The organism is Kitasatospora sp. NBC_01302 (assembly GCF_035976515.1).
Lineage (GTDB): Bacteria > Actinomycetota > Actinomycetes > Streptomycetales > Streptomycetaceae > Kitasatospora.
In genome coordinates, this window is the sequence record NZ_CP108404.1 from 4158430 (window position 1) to 4176417 (window position 17988).

Below are 17988 nucleotides of genomic sequence, written 5' to 3' on the forward strand. Positions count from 1 at the left end.
ATGCTGAAGAAGGTCCTCGCCACCGCCGGTCTGGCCACCGCCGCCATCGCGATGTCCGCCGCCCCCTCGATGGCGATCGGCGACGCCGACGGCTCGGCCGCCTCGGTGCAGGGCAACGGTGGCACCAACCACACCGGCACCCACGGCGACCACAGCCCGAACTACCACACCCTGGACAACACCAACGTCTGCCTGCCCGAGGTGCACCACGTCCAGGTCGGCCTCGTGCCGGTCCAGGTCGACGTGCCGGTCCTCAACCAGCAGCAGCACCAGATCTGCAACGTGGGCCAGACCACCCAGGCCAACGGCGACGGCGCGCTGTCGCACCTGATCGGCTGACCAAGCCCCGCAAACGGGCGGACCGGCCGGCCCCGACCGGTCCGCCACGCGCCGCCTGAAGCACCTGACCCTCCAGAGCAGTATCCGACCCTCCAGAGCTGGACCCAGCGGAGCCGGGGAGCACGCTTCCCCCGGCTCCGCTGCCATGTAGTTGACGAGCAGTCAATCCACCACGAGGAAGGACCGATTCCCATGCTCAAGACGCTCGGCAAGGCCGCTGCCGTCTCGGCCGGCGCGCTGATGATCGCCGCCATCGCCGCTCCGGCCTACGCCCATGTCTACACCGGCGGTGACGGGGGCGGCATGGTCAGCGCCCACCCCGTCCTCGCGGCCGGCTGGCTCGAGGGTGTCGCGGGCACCAGCCACGTGCACATCGCGGGCTCGGGCGACGGCTGGGCCACCGCCACGGCCACCGGCGGCGAGGGTGCCGGCGCGGTCGAGATCGACGGCATGCACCACCACTGAGCCACCGGGCCGGACATGACGAAGGGGGTGCCGGCAGCTGCCGGCACCCCCTTCGTCATGCGGTCGATCAGCGCCCGAGCAGCCGCGCGGCCTCGACGGCCCAGTAGGTGAGGATCTGCTCGGCCCCGGCCCGGCGGATCGAGGTGAGCGTCTCCAGGATGGTCCGCTCGCGCTCGATCCAGCCGTTCGCCGCGGCGGCCTCCACCATCGAGTACTCGCCGGAGATCTGGTACGCCGCCACCGGCACCGGCGAGCGGTCGGCGACCTGGCGCAGGATGTCCAGGCAGGGCATGGCCGGCTTGACCATCACCAGGTCCGCCCCCTCGGCCAGGTCCAGCTCCAGCTCGCGCAGCGCCTCGCGGGAATTGGCCAGGTCCTGCTGGTAGGTCCTGCGGTCACCCTTGAGCGAGGAGGCGACCGCCTCGCGGAAGGGGCCGTAGAGGGCGGAGGCGTACTTCGCGGTGTAGGCGAGCACGGCGACGTCCTGGTGCCCGGCGGCGTCCAGCGCCCGGCGGACCACCCCGACCTGGCCGTCCATCATCCCGGAGGGCCCGACCATGTGGACCCCGGCCTCGGCCTGCACCACGGCCATCTCGGCGTAGCGCTCCAGCGTCGCGTCGTTGTCCACGCTGCCGTCCGCCGCGAGCACCCCGCAGTGGCCGTGGTCGGTGAACTCGTCCAGGCACAGGTCCGACATCACCACCAGCTGGTCGCCGACCTCGGCGACCACGTCGCGGATCGCCAGCTGCAGGATGCCCTCGGGATCGGTGCCGGCCGAGCCGACGGCGTCCTTCGTCTGCGGCACGCCGAAGAGCATGATGCCGCCGATGCCGGCCTCCGCCGCCTCCACCGCCGCCTTGCGCAGCGTATCGCGGGTGTGCTGCACGACGCCCGGCATCGAGGCGACCGGCACCGGCTCGCTGATGCCCTCCCGCACGAAGACCGGCAGGATGAACTCGGCCGGGTGCAGCCGGGTCTCCGCGACCAGCCGGCGCACCGCCACAGTGGTGCGCAGCCGGCGGGGACGGGCGGCGGGGAAAGACACGATTCCTCCAGAGTTCGTCGGTGAACGCCCTGGCTCAGCGCGCCTTGCGACGGGAGCCGGGGCGCCGCTCACTGGGCCGGTAGACCGGTTCGCCCGCCGAGGTGGCGGCGTCGCGGCGGCCGGCGCCGAACTCCGCGAGCGCCTCGGCCAGCGCGGCGGCGGACGGCGCGGGGGCCATCACGTCGACCCGCAGGCCGTGCTCCTCGGCGGTCTTGGCGGTGGCCGGACCGATGCAGGCGATGATGGTGACGTTGTGCGGCTTGCCGGCGATGCCGACCAGGTTGCGCACGGTCGAGGACGAGGTGAAGAGCACCGCGTCGAAGCCGCCGCCCTTGATCGCCTCGCGGGTCTCGGCCGGCGGCGGCGAGGCGCGCACGGTCCGGTAGGCGGTCACGTCGTCCACCTCCCAGCCGAGTTCGACCAGGCCCGCCACCAGGGTCTCGGTGGCGATGTCGGCGCGCGGCAGCAGCACCCGGTCGATCGGGTCGAAGACCGGGTCGTAGGGCGGCCAGTCCTCCAGCAGGCCGGCCGCGGACTGCTCGCCGCTGGGCACCAGGTCGGGCTTCACGCCGAAGTCGACCAGCGCCTTGGCGGTGGTCTCGCCGACCGCGGCGACCTTGATGCCGGCGAACGCGCGGGCGTCCAGACCGTACTCCTCGAACTTCTCGCGCACCGCGCGGACCGCGTTGACCGAGGTGAAGGCGATCCACTCGTAGCGCCCGGTGACCAGGCCCTTGATCGCCCGCTCCATCTGCTGCGGGGTGCGCGGCGGCTCGACCGCGATGGTCGGCACCTCCTGCGGCACCGCGCCGTAGGAGCGCAGCTGCTCGGACAGGCCGGTGGCCTGCTCCTTGGTGCGCGGCACCAGGACGTTCCAGCCGAACAGCGGCTTGGTCTCGAACCAGGAGTGCGAGTCGCGGTAGGCGACCTGGTCACCCACCACGGCTATCACCGAGGTGGCCGGGTCCACCGGTGCGGAGACCGGCGAGGGCAGCACCCGGGCCGCCTTCAGGTCGGCCCCGATGGCGGCCAGCGTGGAGGTGAAGGTGCGCTGGCGGGTGGTGGTGCCCGAGAGGGTGGCGCACAGCGCGGCGTCCGGCTTGCGGCCGTGGGTGACCAGCGCGCTCGCGGTGGCGGGCAGCTGGCCGAGCGTGGTGCGCACCACCAGGGTGGTCTCCGGCGCGCCGAGGTCGACCAGGGCGCCGGCCAGCAGCGCCGTGCCGTCCACGAAGCGCACGTCGGCGCCGTTGCTGCCGCGCAGCGGCACGCCCGCGTAGGCGGGGACGCCGACGGACTGCGCCACGCCCGGGATCACCTCGAAGGAGGTGCCGGCCTTGGCGCAGAGCAGCATCTCCTCGGCCGCCCGGCCGTCCAGGCCCGGGTCGCCGTCGACGGTGCGGACCACGTGCTTGCCCGCCTGCACCGCGTCGGCGATCAGCCGGGCGAGCGCGCCCGCGTCGTCGCCGCCGATGTCGAGCGGTGCCGCCTCGCCCACCGGCGCGCCGGGTGCGAACACCTGGACGCCCTCGGGGCAGTGGCTGCGCACCGCTCCGGCGGTGAGCGGGTCGGCGATCAGCAGGTCGGCCGAGGCCAGCACCTCGACCGCACGGAGCGTCAGCAGTCCCGGGTCGCCGGGGCCGGCACCCAGGAAGGTGCAGCGTCCGGACCGGTCGGCGGCGGTGGTGGTGGGGCTCATCGCACTCGCTCCCCCATCAGACCGGCCGCTCCGCCGTCGAGCAGCCGGGCGGCCAGCGCGTGGCCCAGGGCCCGCGCCTGCCGTTCGGCCGTCTCGTCGGTCGCGAGCGGGCCAGTGGTGGACATCGTCAGCAGGGTGGCACCGTCGACGGAGCCGACGACACCCTCCAGCCGCAGTTCGTTCTCTTCGCTCAGCTGTGCCAGTGCAGCGACCGGAGCCGAGCAGCCGGCCTCCAGCGCGGCCAGCAGCGCGCGCTCGGCGACGACGGCGGCACGCGTGGGGGCGTGGTCGAGCGCGCCGAGGGCGGCGGCCAGTTCGGGGTCGTCGGCACGGCACTCGATGGCCAGCGCACCCTGGCCGGGGGCCGGGAGCATCAGTTCGGGCGCCAGGTGCTCGCTGATCTCGGCCGAGCGGCCCAGCCGGTTGAGGCCGGCGGTGGCGAGCACCACCGCGTCCAGCTCGCCGCTGTGCACGAAGTTGATCCGGGTGTCGACGTTGCCGCGGATCGGCACCGTCTCGACGGCGACGCCCTGGGCCGCGGCCCAGGCGTTCAACTGGGCCATCCGGCGCGGGGATCCGGTGCCGATCCGGGCAGCGCGCCCGGCGCACTTCTCGATCAGCGCCTCAAGGCTCAGTCCCTCGCGGGCGACCAGGGCGTCCCGGACGTCCTCGCGCTCGGGGACGGCGGCGAGCACCAGGCCCTCGGGGGCGGCGGTCGGCAGGTCCTTGAGCGAGTGGACGGCGAAGTCGATCCGGCCGGCGAGCAGCGCGTCGCGCAGCGCGGAGACGAAGACCCCGGTGCCGCCGATCTGGGCCAGCTGCTCGCGCGAGGTGTCGCCGTAGGTGGTGATCTCCACCAGCTCGACCTCGCGGCCGGTCAGCCGGCTGACCTCGCGGGCGACCATCCCGGACTGCGCCATCGCCAGCGCGCTGCGCCGGGTGCCGAGCCGCAGCGGTATTTCGGCGTCCAACTGGCCCTGCTGCGTGCTCAGTTGACCATTCATAACGTGATCATCCCGGTCGTGCTGGTGGTCGAGAAGATGGTGCGGTCGACTCATCGGGCCGCTCCGCCCGCGAGACTACCGCTGGTGGGCTGCGCCTGCGGCCCCACCGGCGTCCCCGACACGGCGTGCACGGCACCCGGGTCGAGGTCGAACAGCTCGCGCAGCGCGTCCGCGTAGGAGGCGCCGCCGGGCTCGGCGGCCAGCTGCTTGACCCGCACCGTCGGTGCGTGCAGCAGCTTGTCGACCACCCGGCGGACGGTCTGCGCCATCTCGGCGCGCGAGCGGTCGTCCAGGTCGGGCAGCCGGGCCTCGAGGCGGGCCAGCTCGGCGCCGACCACCTCGGAGGCCATCGCGCGCAGCGCCACCACGGTGGGGGCGATCCGCGCGGCGCGCTGGGCGGCGCCGAAGGCGGCCACCTCGTCGGCGACGATGGTGGTGACCGCGTCCACGTCACCGGTGCCGGGCAGCGCCGCGTCGACCTGGGAGAGCGACTCCAGGTCGACCAGCAGCGCGCCGGGCAGCTCGTGCACCGCGTGGTCCACGTCGCGCGGCATCGCCAGGTCCAGGAAGGCCAGCGGCGTCCGCCCGGCCCGGGCGGCCACCGCCGCGGCGACGTCGGCGGCCTGGATCACCGCGCCGGCCGAGCCGGTGCAGGAGATCACCACGTCGACGTCGGCCAGCGCCTGCGGCACCTTGGCGAACTCGACCGTCCGGGCGCCCAGCGTGGCGGCCAGCCGCTCGGCCCGCTCGGGGGTGCGGTTGGCGATCAACAGGTCGCCGACCCCGGCCCGGGCGAGGGTGGCGGCGGCCAGCGAGCTCATCGAGCCCGCGCCGACCACCAGCGCCCGCTTGCCGGCGATCTCGCCGGCCCCCGAGGTGATCTGCTCCAGCCCGAAGGTGACCAGCGACTGGCCGGCCTTGTCGATGCCGGTCTCGCTGTGCGCGCGCTTGCCGACCCGCAGGGCCTGCTGGAACAGCTCGTTGAGCAGGCGTCCGGCGGTGTGCTCCTCCTGCGCGCGGGCCAGCGCGTCGCGCAGCTGACCGAGGATCTGGCCCTCGCCGACCACCATCGAGTCCAGCCCGCAGGCCACCGAGAAGAGGTGGTGCACGGCGCGGTCCTCGTAGTGGACGTAGAGGTGCGCGGTCAGCTCCTCCAGGTCGACCCCGCTGTGCTCGGCGAGCAGCAGCGACAGCTCGGCGACGCCGGCGTGGAACTTGTCCACGTCCGCGTAGAGCTCGATCCGGTTGCAGGTGTTGAGCAGGGCCGCCTCGGAGACGGTGGCCGTGGCGGCCGCGTCGTGCAGCAGCCGGGTGGGGACCTCCCCGGTCAGCGCGGCGCGCTCCAGGACGGTGACGGGTGCGGTGCGGTGGCTCAGGCCGACGACGAGCAAACTCACACGCCCACCTCGCTTCGCTCGGCAGCCGGCGAGCCGGACGCACCTGACATGATTCGCTCGCTGCGCTCGCTCATGCCGGCATCACCGCGGACCGCTCGCTCTCGCCACGCGGCTCCGCCTTGCCGTCCCGGGGGGCGTCCTTGCCGCCGCCGGCCGCGCGGCGCAGCTTGGCCGCCGCGGCGCGCACCGGGCCGGGGGTGCGGCTGGGGGCCGGCTCCTCCTCGGCCTCCGGCTCCTCGCCCGCCTTGCGCTGCTCGTGGAAGGCCAGGATCTGCAGCTCGATGGAGAGGTCGACCTTGCGCACGTCCACGCCGTCCGGCACGGTCAGCACGGTCGGCGCGAAGTTCAGGATGCTGGTCACCCCGGCCTCCACCAGCCGGTCGCAGACCTGCTGGGCGGCGCCCGGCGGAGTGGTGATCACACCGATGGAGACCTGCTGGCTCTCCACGATGGACTCCAGTTCGTCCATGTGCCGCACCGGAAGGCCCGCCGCGCTGCCGCCGACCACGGCCGGGTCGGCGTCCAGCAGGGCCGCCACCCGGAAGCCGCGGGAGGCGAAGCCCCCGTAGTTGGCGAGCGCGTGGCCCAGGTTCCCGATCCCGACGATCACGACCGGCCAGTCCTGGGTGAGGCCCAGCTCGCGCGAGATCTGGTAGACGAGGTACTCGACGTCGTAGCCCACCCCGCGGGTCCCGTAGGAGCCGAGGTAGGAGAAGTCCTTGCGCAGCTTCGCGGAGTTGACCCCGGCCGCAGCCGCCAGCTCCTCCGATGAGACGGTGGGGACCGAGCGCTCGGAGAGCGCGGTCAGTGCGCGCAGGTAGAGCGGCAGCCGGGCCACGGTGGCTTCCGGGATGCCGCGGGCACGCGTCTGACGTCCCACAGGGGTGCGGCGCATGGAGCCTCCGTCGGCGGTGCTGGGGGGCGAGGATTCAGGGGTGGATCGGCCGATTGCCACGGTGCTCCTGTGGGTGAAGCTGGGCTTTGGCAGCCAGGCTATGCGTTTGTGAACGTGTGCACAAAGATGATGTCCGTTTTGTCCCGCCACAGTGACGCGCATCACGCCACACGCCGCCCCGGCGGCACCATCGTCGTCCACCAGCGCCGGTCCGGCCAGGAGTTCGAACCGGAACGGCGCCGCGCCGGTGCTAACGGGTGAGCGCGGCGCGCAGCCGGGCCTCGTCGACCCGCCAGAAATCGTGCTGACGGTCGTCGATCAGCGTCACCGGGATCTGCTCCCAGTACGTGCGGTAGAGCTCCGCGTCCTGGGTGATGTCCCGCTCCTCGAAGCCGGCGCCCAGCTCGGCGGTGACCCGCACGATCACCTCCCTGGCCTGCTCGCACAGGTGGCAGTCGGGCTTGCCGATCAGGGTCACGGTGCGGTCGGCGGGGTCGGAACGCCGCTCACGGCGCAGCAGAGGGGTCACCGCACCATTGTGCGCCGCGCGCGGGGCGGCGCCGGCAGGCCACCGCGGCGTGCCCGTCCATACCGGCGCCCACCAGGGCTGACTATGCTCGGAGCCATGGCCGCGCTGCGAAGGCTCACCCAGGCAAGACGATCCTCCTCCGAGCGGGCCGCCCTGGCAGGCGAGGCCGCCGCAAAGGCGGCCGAGCGGGCACTGCGCGAGGGGGCGGCGGCGGAGGGCACCGGCACGCCCGCGGATCAGCCGGCGGAACAGCCGCCCGCCGAGCCGCAGTCGGACACGCCCCCGGTCGACCACCCGCAGGGCGCCGCCTTCTTCGACTGCGACAACACGATCCTCCAGGGCGCCGCGGTCTTCTACCTCGGCGTCGGGCTCTACCGCCGCCACTTCTTCTCCCGCCGCGACGTGGCCAAGTTCGCCTGGCAGCAGGCCTGGTTCCGGCTGTTCGGCGCCGAGGACCCCGGGCACATCGCCGACGCGCAGCACACCGCGCTGTCGCTGGTGGCCGGCAAGCGCACCGCCGACCTGGAGGCGATCTGCGAGGAGATCTTCGAGGACATCGTCGCGGCCAAGGTTTGGCCGGGCACCCGGGCCCTGGTGCAGATGCACCTGGACGCCGGGCAGCGGGTCTGGCTGGTGACCGCCGCCCCGCAGGAGGTGGCCCGGATCATCGCCCGCCGGCTCGGCATGACCGGCGCGCTGGGCACGGTGGCCGAGGAGGTCGGCGGCCACTACACCGGCCGGCTGGTCGGCGAGATGCTGCACGGCCCGGCCAAGGCCGCCGCGGTGCGCGCGCTGGCCCGGCGCGAGCAGCTCGACCTGGGCCACTGCGCCGCGTACAGCGACTCGGCCAACGACATCCCGATGCTCTCGCTGGTCGGGCACCCCTTCGTGGTCAACCCCGATGCGCGGCTGCGCAAGCACGCGCGGGCGCACGGCTGGCGGGTGCGCGACTTCCGCACCGGTCGCAAGGCGGCCCGGATCGGCGTGCCCGCCGCGGTGGGGCTCGGCGCGGTGGCGGGGGCGACGGTGGCGACCGTCGCGCTGCGCCGCAAGCGCGACTGACCCGGCCGGCACGGCCGACCCGTGCCGGCACGGCCGACGGCCGACACGGTTGACGGGAGCCTGGTTGACGCGACGTCAACCAGGCTCCCGCACGCCCCGGGGGTGCCCGGTCAACCCGGCGCCCCGAGGCGCGGCGGCGCGCCCGCGGCGACCCGAAACACCGTCACCACATCTGTCACCAGCGGAATCTGACAAACTCCCAGCGTCGGCGGCCCGGTGACCGGATCTGATCGTTCGAACGGCCTGGAAAGTCTGGGATTGGCAGGCCCGTTGGCGGGGAAACCGCCCGGCCGACCTCGGAATCGGTCACAGCCCGCCCCTGAACGCTCACCAACAGCACCTGGTTCGGTGCTGCGTTCGGTCGGTTTCAGCTCATATACCACGCGAAGTGGATCCCTATCGACCACTTCCGCCACACGGTGTAGCTGTCATTGCACAAAGCGTTATTCTCTCCTGGATGCACGTCCACCCCAGGTGTCCCCCCGACGGGGTGACGGGGAGTGTGCTCTCCGCGCAGGCGGAGGTGATCCGTCCACAGTTCTGCCTCTGGGAGTCCCGTGTACCCACCCGTCCGGAACGACGCGCCTGCTCCCGCCCGCCCGTCGCCACCCGTCGCCCTCGCTGCCCTGCCCCGCGCGACCACCCGCAACCTCCGCCTGCTGCGCACCCTGCTGCGCAGTCAGCTGCTGCCGTCCCTGCCCGAGCTGGTCCCGGCCGGCGGCACCTGGCAACCGGCCGGCGGGCCAAGCCCGTTCGGGGCCTTCGGCCCGGCCGCGGCGGGAACCGCCTTGCGCTCGGCGGCCACCGGCTCGGCCGGCACCCGCACCCGGGGTGCCGGTGCCCGCAGCCGCACCGGCACCGTGCCGCACCAGGGCACCGAGACCGAGCACAACCCGATCATGGAACTGGTCGAGCGCGCCCAGGCGGGCGAGAGCGAGGCGTTCGGGCGCCTGTACGACCACTACAGCGACACGGTCTACCGCTACATCTACTACCGGGTCGGCAGCCGGGCCACGGCCGAGGACCTGACCAGCGAGACCTTCCTGCGCGCGCTGCGCCGGATCGGCACCTTCACCTGGCAGGGCCGGGACTTCGGCGCCTGGCTGGTGACCATCGCGCGCAACCTGGTCGCCGACCACTTCAAGTCCAGCCGGTTCCGGCTGGAGGTGACCACCGGCGAGATGCTCGACTCCAACGAGTGCGAGCGCAGCCCCGAGGACTCGGTGCTGGAGTCGCTCTCCAACGCCGCCCTGCTGGACGCCGTGCGCCGGCTCAACCCCCAGCAGCAGGAGTGCGTCACCCTCCGCTTCCTGCAAGGCCTCTCGGTCGCCGAGACGGCCCGGATCATGGGCAAGAACGAGGGGGCCATCAAGACCCTGCAGTACCGCGCGGTCCGCACGCTGGCCAGGCTGCTGCCGCCGGACGCCCGCTGACCCGGCCCGATGACCATAGCTGACGTCGGGTCACCCCACGGACCGTTCCCACACGTCCGGGTGAGAATGCGGTCACATGATCACTCGTGCGTAACCGACCCCCCGCACCGCTCGTTGCCCAGCGTGCAAACCCCCTCGGGTCACGTGGTCAAGCCGAGCCGCGAACCGTCACCCGAAGGAGTGGATTTGGCCCGCCGTGGCAACCGTCCGGCAGGCCGGGGAGTCGACAACGACGAAGGGAGGTGTGGCCCGTGACGGCAAACGTGCTGGAGCACCGGCGGGCGAAGGCCTTCGCCGAGGCGCTGGAGGCCCACCGGACGGGACAGCCCGCAGCGAGTGCGGCCCTGGGGCAACTCCTCGGAACGACCGAGGCGTTGGCACAGCTGGCCGCCCCCGCCATGGACGCCGGGGTGAAGAGCGAGCAACGGGCGCAGCTGATGGCTGCGTTCGAGCAGCATGCGGCCGGTGGCCTGCCCACCGTGCCGCGCCAGCGCCGCCACCGCTCCGAACGCGGCCTGCAACGGCGGCGCTGGGGACGGCGGTTCGCGATCACCGGGCTGGTGGCCGGGGTCACCGTGGGGAGCTTCGCCGGGGTGGCCGCGGCCAGTTCCGGCGCGCTGCCCGGTGACCCGCTCTACGGGATGAAGCGCGGCCTGGAGGGCCTGCGGCTCGACCTGGCCGGTTCGGACGCCGAGCGCGGCGCGCTGCTGCTCGACCAGGCCTCCACCCGGCTCGCGGAGGCCCGCTCGCTGGTCGGCCGGCAGGCCACCGGCGGCGCGCTCAGCCAGACCACGGTGGCCCAACTCGCCTCGGCCCTCAAGGACATGCACGCCGAGGCGGCCAAGGGGAGGGACCTGCTGCGGTCGGTCTACCGGGCCAACGGCTCGCTCGACCCGATGCGCAAGCTGGCCAGCTTCACCGAGGCCCAGGACAACCACTGGAGCGCCCTGCAGCAGCGGCTGCCCCAGCAGTTGACCCCGGTGGCGGGCCAGGTCGACCAGCTCTTCGACAACCTCAACGAGGACGTCGCGCCGCTGCACCTGGAGCCGGCGCAGAGCGCTCCGGCCTCCGGGCAGACCCCGGCGACCGGTCCCGTCGGCGGCGCGGCGCAGGCCCCCTCGCCCGCGGGCGCCGCGAGCGGCGGCGGGCACCCCTCGACGGGCAGCGCCCCGCAGAGCCCGGCCGGTGGCCAGACCGGCGGCGGGCAGCCCACGACGGGCGGCGGCACGGCGCAGAGCCCCGGCGGCGGCCAGGCCCGCCAGGGCGGCGCGCTCGGCGGCGGCAACCCGGTGGGCGGGCTGGTCAACGGCCTGACCGGCAGTCTGACCGGCAGCGGTGCCGGTGCGGCCCCGGCCACGCCCGCCTCCCCGGGCGCCGCGCCGAGCACCCCGACGCCGGGCACCACGCCCGCGCCGGCCGCTCCGACGGCGGCCGTGCCCGGCCAGGGCGGCAGCACGCCGGCCACCGGGCAGGGGCTCAACCTGCCGCCGCTGATCCCGGGCCTGCTGCCGGGGCTGGGGCTGGACGGGAGCTGAACCCTGGTGGGGCGGGCGGCCGGGACCCGGGCCGCCCGCCCCATCCCGGGGAGCAGGCTCAGAAGAAGAGGCTGCTCCGCGCCACCAGCAGCTCGTAGAGCGTGTGCTGGATGGTCTCGCGGACCTCGTCGGTCAGGTTGAAGACCAGCATCGGGTCCTCGGCCGCCTCCGGCGGATAGCCGTCGGTGCGGATCGGCTCGCCGAACTGGATCGTCCACTTGGTCGGCAGCGGGATCGCGCCGAGCGGGCCGAGCCAGGGGAAGGTCGGGGTGATCGGCAGGTAGGGCAGCCCGAGCAGCCGGGCCAGGCTCTTGACGTTGCCGAGCATCGGATAGGTCTCCTCGGCGCCCACGATCGAGCAGGGCACGATCGGCACCCCGGCCCGCAGCGCGGAGGCCACGAAGCCGCCCCGCCCGAACCGCTGCAGCTTGTACCGGTCGGCGAACGGCTTGCCGATCCCCTTGAAGCCCTCCGGCCAGACGCCGACCACCTCGCCGCGCTCCAGCAGCGCCTGGGCGTCCTCGTTGCAGGCCAGGGTGTGGCCGGACTTGCGGGCCAGCTCACCGATCAGCGGCAGCACGAAGACCAGGTCGGCGGCGAGCATCCGCAGGTGCCGTCGGCCCGGGTGGTGGTCGTGGATCGCCACCTGGGTCATCAGGGCGTCCAGCGGAACCACCCCCGAGTGGTTGGCCACCACCAGGGCGCCGCCCTCGGCCGGGATGTTCTCGATGCCGCGGACCTCGATCCGGAAGTACTTCTCGGCCAGCGGGCGCAGCGCGGTCAGGAAGACCTGTTCGGTCAGCTCGCGGTCGAAGCCGAACTCGTCCACCTCGTAGTCGCCGGTGATCCGGCGGCGCAGGAAGGCCAGCCCGTCGGCCGCCCGGTTCTCCCACCCCTTGCCGAGCAGCCCGTCGGCCGCCGCCCCGACCCGCCCGGCCAGCAGGGTGCCGAGACCCTCGGCCAGCCGGCCGGCGAAGTCCGAGCTGCCCTGGCCGGCCGGTCCGGGGGACCAGCTCGGTGCGCTCTCGATCGGGATCACCTTGCCGGTGGGCTCCGTTCCGGGGGCCTGCTGCTCGTGGCCGGCCCCCGTCCCCTGGTCAGGCTTCATCGGCCGGCGCTCCTGTGGTCGGTGGCGGGCAGCAGGGCGGCCAGCCGGTCGGTCAGTGCGGTCAGCCGCTCGGGCGGCAGCAGGCCGGCACGTCGGCCGGCGGCGAAATCGGCGAACGCCTCGGGCGTGCTGAAGCGCGGCCGGTAGCCGAAGACCTCGCGCAGCGCGGTGGTGTCCACCACCCGGCCGTGGGTCAGCAGGCCGATCTGCTCGGTGGAGAAGTCGGAGACCCTGGTCCGCTTGGCCAGCTCCGCGACCAGGCCGAGCGCGGGCAGCAGCACCGGCACGGTGGGGCGGCCCAGCCGGCGGGCGCACTGGGAGAGCAGCAGCACCCCCTCCCCCGCGACGTTGAAGGTGCCGGTGCGCCACGGCGCGCCCGGGCCCGGGTCGAGCGCGGCCAGCCGCAGCACCTCGACGGCGTCGTCCTCGTGGACGAACTGCAGTCGCGGGTCGTGGCCGAGCGCGGTGGGCAGCACGGGCAGCGCGAAGTACTCGGCGAGCGGGGTGTCGGCGCCGGGGCCGACCAGGTTGGCGAACCGCAGCACGCTGATCGCGACGTCGGGCCGGCGCCGGGAGAAGCCGCGCACGTAGCCCTCGACCTCGGCCGCGTCCTTGGCGAAGCCGCCGGAGGGCAGGGTCTTGGGCGGGGTCCGCTCGAAGAAGACCGCGGGGTCGCGCGGGGTCGCGCCGTAGACGCCGGTGGTCGACTTCACCACCAGCCGGCGGATCAGCCCCGACTGCTGGCAGGCACCGAGCAGCTGCATGCTGCCGATGACGTTGATCTCCTTGACGGTGGCCCGGGCCGCGGTGCCCGGATTGGTGGCGCTGACGTTGAGGTGCACCACGGTGTCGACGGCGTACTCGGCCAGCACCCCGGCGATCGCGGGGCGGCGCAGGTCGGCCGGGGCGAAGACGTAGTCGGCGAGCGGGGCCCGGGAATCGTCGGGTCGCGGCCCTGCGAGGTCGCCGCGCAGCGGCTCGGTGTCCACGCCGACCACCAGGTCGACCCCGGGCTCGCGGCGGATCCGCTCGGCGAACCGGGCTCCGAGCTGTCTGGCCACGCCGGTGACCAGCACGACCTTGCCCACGTGTCCGCCGCCTCCCTGCCGGCCCGCCCGCGTGGCGGGTGCTTGCACCGTACCGCGTCACGCTGGGAAAACGGGTGCTGCCCGCCCCGGCCGGTCGGCCGGGACGGGCAGCAGCGCACCGGGAGCGAGGCTCCGCAGGTGTTACTTCTTGTTGCGACGCTGAACGCGGGTCCGCTTCAGAAGCTTGCGGTGCTTCTTCTTGGCCATACGCTTGCGACGCTTCTTGATGACAGAGCCCACGGAACAACCCTCGCTCACTGAGACTCCCGCCCGTGAGAGACGGAGTCCATACGACTGACGGAGGGCCTAGCCTACCGTTTACCCGGCCAGCCCCGTAATCGGGACCGATCGGGCCCGCCGGTCAGGCGCTCTGTCGGCCGACGTAGGAGTCCTTGAGGTAGTCGTGGACCGCCTGTTCGGGCACCCGGAAGGACCGGCCGACCCGGATGGCGGGCAGCTCTCCGCTGTGCACCAACCGGTAGACCGTCATCTTGGACACCCTCATGACCGAGGCGACTTCCGCCACGGTCAGGAAGTTGACCTCTTGCAGGGGGCGTTCGCCGGAACTCATGACCTCACCCGACCCTTATCCGTGTGCAAGGCACCGGCTTCCCCTCCGGTGACTCCACCGACACACGCGTATCCCCAGAGTAGTTGCGGGTGATACCAGTGGGAAGAGGGGGGCGCCGAGTTGTTTTACGGTCAGAGATCCGCCTGTTGCAGTAGGTAGTCGGTCAGACCTCTGGCGCAGGCGCTTCGCGCTCCATCGTGCACCGAGCGAGCCGCCGCCACCAGACCCCCGCGGCGGCCGAACGCCCGGCGCCGGGGCTCAGGGCAGCAGGCCGTGGTGCGGGTAGACCGCGCGGCGGGCCGCCAGGATCGCCTGGTCGAGCCGGTCGCCCGGGTCGTAGCCGCTCTCCGCGAAGTCGCGCCAGTCGGCCGTGGCGCCGTCCGTCATCCGAGCAGGAGCCTGACGCCGGGTCAACCGGTGTACCTCGGCGCGCCAGTGGGCCGGCGTCTCGGTCTCCGGTGCGATCGGCCGGCCCGCGGCGGCGGCCACCAGGTGGGTCCAGGTGCGCGGCACCACGTCGACCACCGCGTAGCCGCCACCGCCCAGCGCCACCCAGCGGCCCTCGCAGTGCTGGTGGGCCAGCTCGTGCAGGCTCAGCGCGACCGCGCGCTGGGCGTCCACGGTGACCGCGAGGTGGGCCAGCGGGTCCTCGATGTGGGTGTCGGCGCCGTGCTGGGAGACGATCACCTCGGGCCGGAAGGCGGCGATGAGTTCGGGCACCAGGGCGTGGAAGGCGCGCAGCCAGCCCGCGTCGCCGGTGCCGGCGGGCAGCGGCAGGTTGGCGGCGCAGCCCTCGGCGCCCTCGCCGCCGGTCTCGCTCGACCAGCCGGTCTGCGGGAAGAGCGTGCTGGGGTGCTCGTGCAGCGAGATGGTGAGCACTCTGGGGTCCTCCCAGAACGCCTGCTGGACGCCGTCGCCGTGGTGCACGTCCACGTCCACGTAGACCACCCGCTGGGCGCCCAGTTCGAGCAGCCGGGCGACGGCGAGCGCAGCGTCGTTGTAGACGCAGAAGCCGGCCGCCCGGCCGGGCATCGCGTGGTGCAGGCCGCCGGCGAAGTTGACGGCGTGCCGGGCCGTGCCCCGCCAGACGGCCTCGGCGGCGGCCACCGACTGCCCGGCGATGAGCGCCGAGGCGGTGTGGATGGCGGGGAAGACCGGGTTGTCCTCGGTGCCCAGGCCGTGCCGCTCGTCGAACGTCCCGGGATCGGCGGCCGCCTGCCGCACCGCCTCGATGTAGTCCAGGCGGTGCACCAGGTGCAGCGTGGACTCGCCGGCCGGCGGCGCGGCGGCCACCGTGACCCCGGCGGCGGCGGGCAGTTCGAACGCCTCGATCAGCCGCATGGTGAGCGCGAGCCGGGTCGGGTCCATCGGGTGTCCCGGACCGAAGTCGTAGGCGGTGACCGCCTCGTCCCAGAGGAGGCGCAGGCTGCAGGGCTGGTCAGGCTCGGCTTGAGGCATGGTCCAACGCTAGCGGCCCCTTCGCGGGCGCTGCGAAGTGCCCGGCGAGCGGGACCACGGCGAGCACCAGCAGCATCGGTGCCAGCAGTGCCCAGTGGTACGAGGTGGCCCCGGCGATCGCGCCCACCAGCGGGGCGCCGACCAGGAAGCCCACGTAGTTGAAGAGGTTGAGCCGGGCCACCGCCGCGTCCAGGTCCTGCGGGAAGAGCCGGCCGCCGGCCGCGAAGACCTGCGGTATCACCGCGCAGTTGCCGATCCCGAGCACGGTGAAGCCGGCGATGCCCAGCCACGGCGTGGGGGCCAGCGCGGCGATCAGCAGGCCCAGGGCGGCCACCCCGGCACCGGCGCGCACCACGGCGGTGGCGCCGAACCGCTGCACCCAGCGGTCGCCGACCGTGCGGCCGAGCAGCAGGGTGGCCAGGTAGCCGGCGTAGGCGAGGGCGGCCACCCGGTCCGAGCTGTGCAGCGACTCGGTCAGGTCCTTGGCGCTCCAGTTGGAGACCGTGGCGTCAGCGATGTAGGCGAAGGCCAGCACGGCGCAGAGCGGCAGCAGCGGCCTCCAGGGGATCGCCCGGGCGGCGGCCTCGGCGGCCTCCTGGACGGCGGAGCCCAGCTCGCGCGGGCCGGCGAAGGAGCGGCCGGCGAGCAGCGCGGCCGGGACCAGGACCACCGCGCAGGCGCCGAACAGGGTGAGCAGGTGCAGGCGCGCGCCGGCGCTGGCCAGCAGCGCGCCGATGATCCCGCCGAGGCTGTAGGCGGCGTAGAAGCCGAGCATGATCGAGCGTCCGTAGCGGTGCTGCAGGGCCACCGCGAGCATGTTCATCGAGGCGTCCAGCGCACCGGTGAGCAGGCCGAAGGCGGCCAGCACCGGCACCAGCGCCCAGAGCCGGTGGCCGAGCCCGCTCGCGACCAGGGTCAGGACGAGCAGCGGCTGCACGGTGCGCAGCACGGCGCGTGCGCTGGTCCGCCTGACCAGTTGCTCGGAGCAGAGCGAGCCGACGCCGGCCAGGATCGGCACGGCGGCCAGGATGACGGTCAGGGTGCCGTCGGTCAGCGCGTACTGCCGTTGCAGGCCGGGTATCCGGGTGACCAGCAGGGCGAAGGTCGCGCCCTGGAGCAGGAAGCCGACCAGCAGGGCGGTGCGGGCCTGGCGCAGTCTGACCGGTTGCTCGGCCGTCGCCTCCGCTGACGTCATCCGGGACCTCGCTCACCACCGGCGCTACCGGCCGGTACGACGATATTGGCGCGAGCGTAGGTGGTGGGCCGACTTTTGGGGAGGGGTCCGACCGCACTGATCCGGCGTGGCCGCCGTGCGGTTCACTTCCCGCCGGAGGCGAGCTCCTGGGAGCGGTCCCGGGCGGCCTCCAGGGCGCCCAGCAGTGCGGCGCGCACGCCGTGGTTCTCCAGCTCGCGGATGGCGGCGATGGTGGTGCCGGCCGGCGAGGTGACCGCCTCGCGCAGCTTGACCGGGTGCTCGCCGGAGTCGCGCAGCATCACCGAGGCGCCGATCGCGGACTGCACGATCAGGTCGTGCGCCACCTGCCGGGGCAGGCCGAGCAGGATCCCGGCGTCGGTCATCGCCTCCACCAGGTAGTAGAAGTAGGCCGGCCCCGAGCCGGAGAGCGCGGTGGCCGCGTCCTGCTGGCTCTCCGGCAGCCGCAGCGCCTTGCCGACCGATTCGAAGATCTGCTCGGCGCGCCGCAGGTGCTCCTCGGTGGCGTGCGAGCCGCCGGAGATCACGCTCATGCCCTCGTCGACCAGGACGGGCGTGTTGGGCATCACCCGCACCACCGGCGTGCGGGCCGGCAGCCGGGCCTCGAACCAGCGGGTGGGGATGCCGGCCGCGGCCGAGATCACCAGGTTGTCGGGGGTGACGTGCGGGCCCAGCTCCTCCATCAGGGTGCCCATGTCCTGCGGCTTGACGGCCAGGATCAGGGTGTCGGCGAGCTTGGCCGCCTCCTTGTTGGAGCAGGCCGCCACGCCGTACTTGCGGGCCAGTTCGGCCGCCCGCTCGGGGCGGCGCGCGGTGACCCAGAGTTCGGCCGGCCGCTTGCCCGACCGCAGCAGCCCGGAGAGCAGTGCCTCACCGATCTTGCCGGTACCCAGAAAGGCGATCCGCTGGGGGTGGACGGCGCTGCTGGTCATGGCGTGGCTCCTTGATCACCGCGACGGTACTGCCGCCCATCCTCGCACCAGGGCCCACCGGATCGGGGGCCTGTCCACCGGGCGGACATCGGGCGCCGCCGGGCGGGCGGCACGCTGGCCAGCACCGTGACGGGCGTCCCCGGCGGTGAGTCCCGCCGGGGCCCGGTGCCCGGTCCGGCCGCCGAGGCAAGCTCCCCGGGGCAAAGTCCAGCGGCAAT

General features: G+C 73.8%; 18 protein-coding genes. 5 read left to right on the forward strand and 13 right to left on the reverse strand.

What is annotated here, in order from left to right:
• On the forward strand, nucleotides 1-339 hold the full coding sequence (locus tag OG294_RS17825; RefSeq protein ID WP_184936990.1) for a rodlet layer protein: 339 nt from the start codon (nucleotides 1-3) through the stop codon (nucleotides 337-339).
• A 192-nt stretch (nucleotides 340-531) separates the two neighbouring features.
• Complete coding sequence (locus tag OG294_RS17830) at nucleotides 532-804, forward strand: hypothetical protein (RefSeq protein ID WP_327067485.1); 273 nt, start codon at nucleotides 532-534, stop codon at nucleotides 802-804.
• 67 nt (nucleotides 805-871) lie between these two features.
• On the opposite strand, the gene hemB is transcribed toward OG294_RS17830, so the two are convergent.
• From hemB to OG294_RS17860, 6 genes are all read right to left on the reverse strand, one after another.
• A complete protein-coding gene (gene hemB / locus OG294_RS17835) occupies nucleotides 872-1852 on the reverse strand; it encodes a porphobilinogen synthase (RefSeq protein WP_442789340.1) in 981 nt (326 codons plus the stop codon).
• 31 nt (nucleotides 1853-1883) lie between these two features.
• Complete coding sequence (locus OG294_RS17840; protein WP_327067487.1) at nucleotides 1884-3545, reverse strand: bifunctional uroporphyrinogen-III C-methyltransferase/uroporphyrinogen-III synthase; 1662 nt, start codon at nucleotides 3543-3545, stop codon at nucleotides 1884-1886.
• Nucleotides 3542-4549, reverse strand: a complete 1008-nt coding sequence (hemC, locus tag OG294_RS17845; protein WP_327067488.1) for a hydroxymethylbilane synthase — start codon at nucleotides 4547-4549, stop codon at nucleotides 3542-3544. Before hemC ends, OG294_RS17840 begins: the two co-directional genes overlap by 4 nt.
• A gap of 50 nt (nucleotides 4550-4599) precedes the next feature.
• On the reverse strand, nucleotides 4600-5946 hold the full coding sequence (locus tag OG294_RS17850) for a glutamyl-tRNA reductase (protein WP_327067489.1): 1347 nt from the start codon (nucleotides 5944-5946) through the stop codon (nucleotides 4600-4602).
• Nucleotides 5947-6016: 70 nt separating this feature from the next.
• Complete coding sequence (locus tag OG294_RS17855; RefSeq protein WP_327067490.1) at nucleotides 6017-6841, reverse strand: redox-sensing transcriptional repressor Rex; 825 nt, start codon at nucleotides 6839-6841, stop codon at nucleotides 6017-6019.
• Nucleotides 6842-7091: 250 nt separating this feature from the next.
• A complete protein-coding gene (locus OG294_RS17860) occupies nucleotides 7092-7370 on the reverse strand; it encodes a glutaredoxin family protein (protein ID WP_327067491.1) in 279 nt (92 codons plus the stop codon).
• A gap of 96 nt (nucleotides 7371-7466) precedes the next feature.
• Between OG294_RS17860 and OG294_RS17865 the strand changes: the two genes are divergently transcribed.
• The 3 genes from OG294_RS17865 (at nucleotide 7467) to OG294_RS17875 (ending at nucleotide 11400) form a co-directional block, all read left to right on the forward strand.
• The gene (locus tag OG294_RS17865; protein WP_327067492.1) at nucleotides 7467-8432 is read left to right on the forward strand and encodes an HAD family hydrolase; all 966 of its coding nucleotides are present in this window, start codon (nucleotides 7467-7469) and stop codon (nucleotides 8430-8432) included.
• Between the two features lie 656 nt (nucleotides 8433-9088).
• Nucleotides 9089-9865: an ECF subfamily RNA polymerase sigma factor, BldN family gene (locus tag OG294_RS17870; protein ID WP_442789341.1), complete on the forward strand. Its 777-nt coding sequence runs from the start codon at nucleotides 9089-9091 to the stop codon at nucleotides 9863-9865.
• A gap of 251 nt (nucleotides 9866-10116) precedes the next feature.
• Nucleotides 10117-11400: a DUF5667 domain-containing protein gene (locus tag OG294_RS17875; RefSeq protein WP_327067493.1), complete on the forward strand. Its 1284-nt coding sequence runs from the start codon at nucleotides 10117-10119 to the stop codon at nucleotides 11398-11400.
• Between the two features lie 58 nt (nucleotides 11401-11458).
• On the opposite strand, the gene OG294_RS17880 is transcribed toward OG294_RS17875, so the two are convergent.
• The 7 genes from OG294_RS17880 to proC form a co-directional block, all read right to left on the reverse strand.
• A complete protein-coding gene (locus tag OG294_RS17880; protein WP_327067494.1) occupies nucleotides 11459-12508 on the reverse strand; it encodes a lysophospholipid acyltransferase family protein in 1050 nt (349 codons plus the stop codon).
• Nucleotides 12505-13596 carry an NAD-dependent epimerase/dehydratase family protein gene (locus tag OG294_RS17885; RefSeq protein WP_327067495.1) on the reverse strand — a complete coding sequence of 364 codons (1092 nt, stop codon included), beginning with the start codon at nucleotides 13594-13596 and terminating at the stop codon, nucleotides 12505-12507. The genes OG294_RS17880 and OG294_RS17885 overlap by 4 nt, the downstream gene beginning before the upstream one ends.
• Before the next feature lie 141 nt (nucleotides 13597-13737).
• The gene (locus OG294_RS17890; RefSeq protein WP_425311139.1) at nucleotides 13738-13854 is read right to left on the reverse strand and encodes a 30S ribosomal protein bS22; all 117 of its coding nucleotides are present in this window, start codon (nucleotides 13852-13854) and stop codon (nucleotides 13738-13740) included.
• Between the two features lie 103 nt (nucleotides 13855-13957).
• Nucleotides 13958-14167 (reverse strand): helix-turn-helix domain-containing protein, encoded by a 210-nt coding sequence (locus OG294_RS17895; protein WP_035847941.1) that lies wholly within the window; start codon nucleotides 14165-14167, stop codon nucleotides 13958-13960.
• Between the two features lie 258 nt (nucleotides 14168-14425).
• Nucleotides 14426-15625, reverse strand: coding sequence for an acetoin utilization protein AcuC (locus tag OG294_RS17900; RefSeq protein WP_327067496.1), 1200 nt, complete (start codon nucleotides 15623-15625; stop codon nucleotides 14426-14428).
• Nucleotides 15606-16820, reverse strand: coding sequence for an MFS transporter (locus tag OG294_RS17905; RefSeq protein ID WP_327067497.1), 1215 nt, complete (start codon nucleotides 16818-16820; stop codon nucleotides 15606-15608). Before OG294_RS17905 ends, OG294_RS17900 begins: the two co-directional genes overlap by 20 nt.
• 122 nt (nucleotides 16821-16942) lie before the next feature.
• Nucleotides 16943-17770, reverse strand: coding sequence for a pyrroline-5-carboxylate reductase (gene proC / locus OG294_RS17910; RefSeq protein WP_327067498.1), 828 nt, complete (start codon nucleotides 17768-17770; stop codon nucleotides 16943-16945).
• Nucleotides 17771-17988: the final 218 nt, after the last annotated feature.

Coding starts and splice junctions, on each gene's coding strand:
- OG294_RS17865 (WP_327067492.1), top strand. CDS start 7,467: ATGGCCGCGCTGCGAAGGCTCACCCAGGCAAGACGATCCTCCTCCGAG.
- OG294_RS17895 (WP_035847941.1), bottom strand. CDS start 14,167: ATGAGTTCCGGCGAACGCCCCCTGCAAGAGGTCAACTTCCTGACCGTG.
- hemC (WP_327067488.1), bottom strand. CDS start 4,549: ATGAATGGTCAACTGAGCACGCAGCAGGGCCAGTTGGACGCCGAAATA.
- proC (WP_327067498.1), bottom strand. CDS start 17,770: ATGACCAGCAGCGCCGTCCACCCCCAGCGGATCGCCTTTCTGGGTACC.
- OG294_RS17825 (WP_184936990.1), top strand. CDS start 1: ATGCTGAAGAAGGTCCTCGCCACCGCCGGTCTGGCCACCGCCGCCATC.
- OG294_RS17905 (WP_327067497.1), bottom strand. CDS start 16,820: ATGACGTCAGCGGAGGCGACGGCCGAGCAACCGGTCAGACTGCGCCAG.
- OG294_RS17840 (WP_327067487.1), bottom strand. CDS start 3,545: ATGAGCCCCACCACCACCGCCGCCGACCGGTCCGGACGCTGCACCTTC.
- OG294_RS17900 (WP_327067496.1), bottom strand. CDS start 15,625: ATGCCTCAAGCCGAGCCTGACCAGCCCTGCAGCCTGCGCCTCCTCTGG.
- OG294_RS17880 (WP_327067494.1), bottom strand. CDS start 12,508: ATGAAGCCTGACCAGGGGACGGGGGCCGGCCACGAGCAGCAGGCCCCC.
- OG294_RS17855 (WP_327067490.1), bottom strand. CDS start 6,841: ATGCGCCGCACCCCTGTGGGACGTCAGACGCGTGCCCGCGGCATCCCG.
- OG294_RS17830 (WP_327067485.1), top strand. CDS start 532: ATGCTCAAGACGCTCGGCAAGGCCGCTGCCGTCTCGGCCGGCGCGCTG.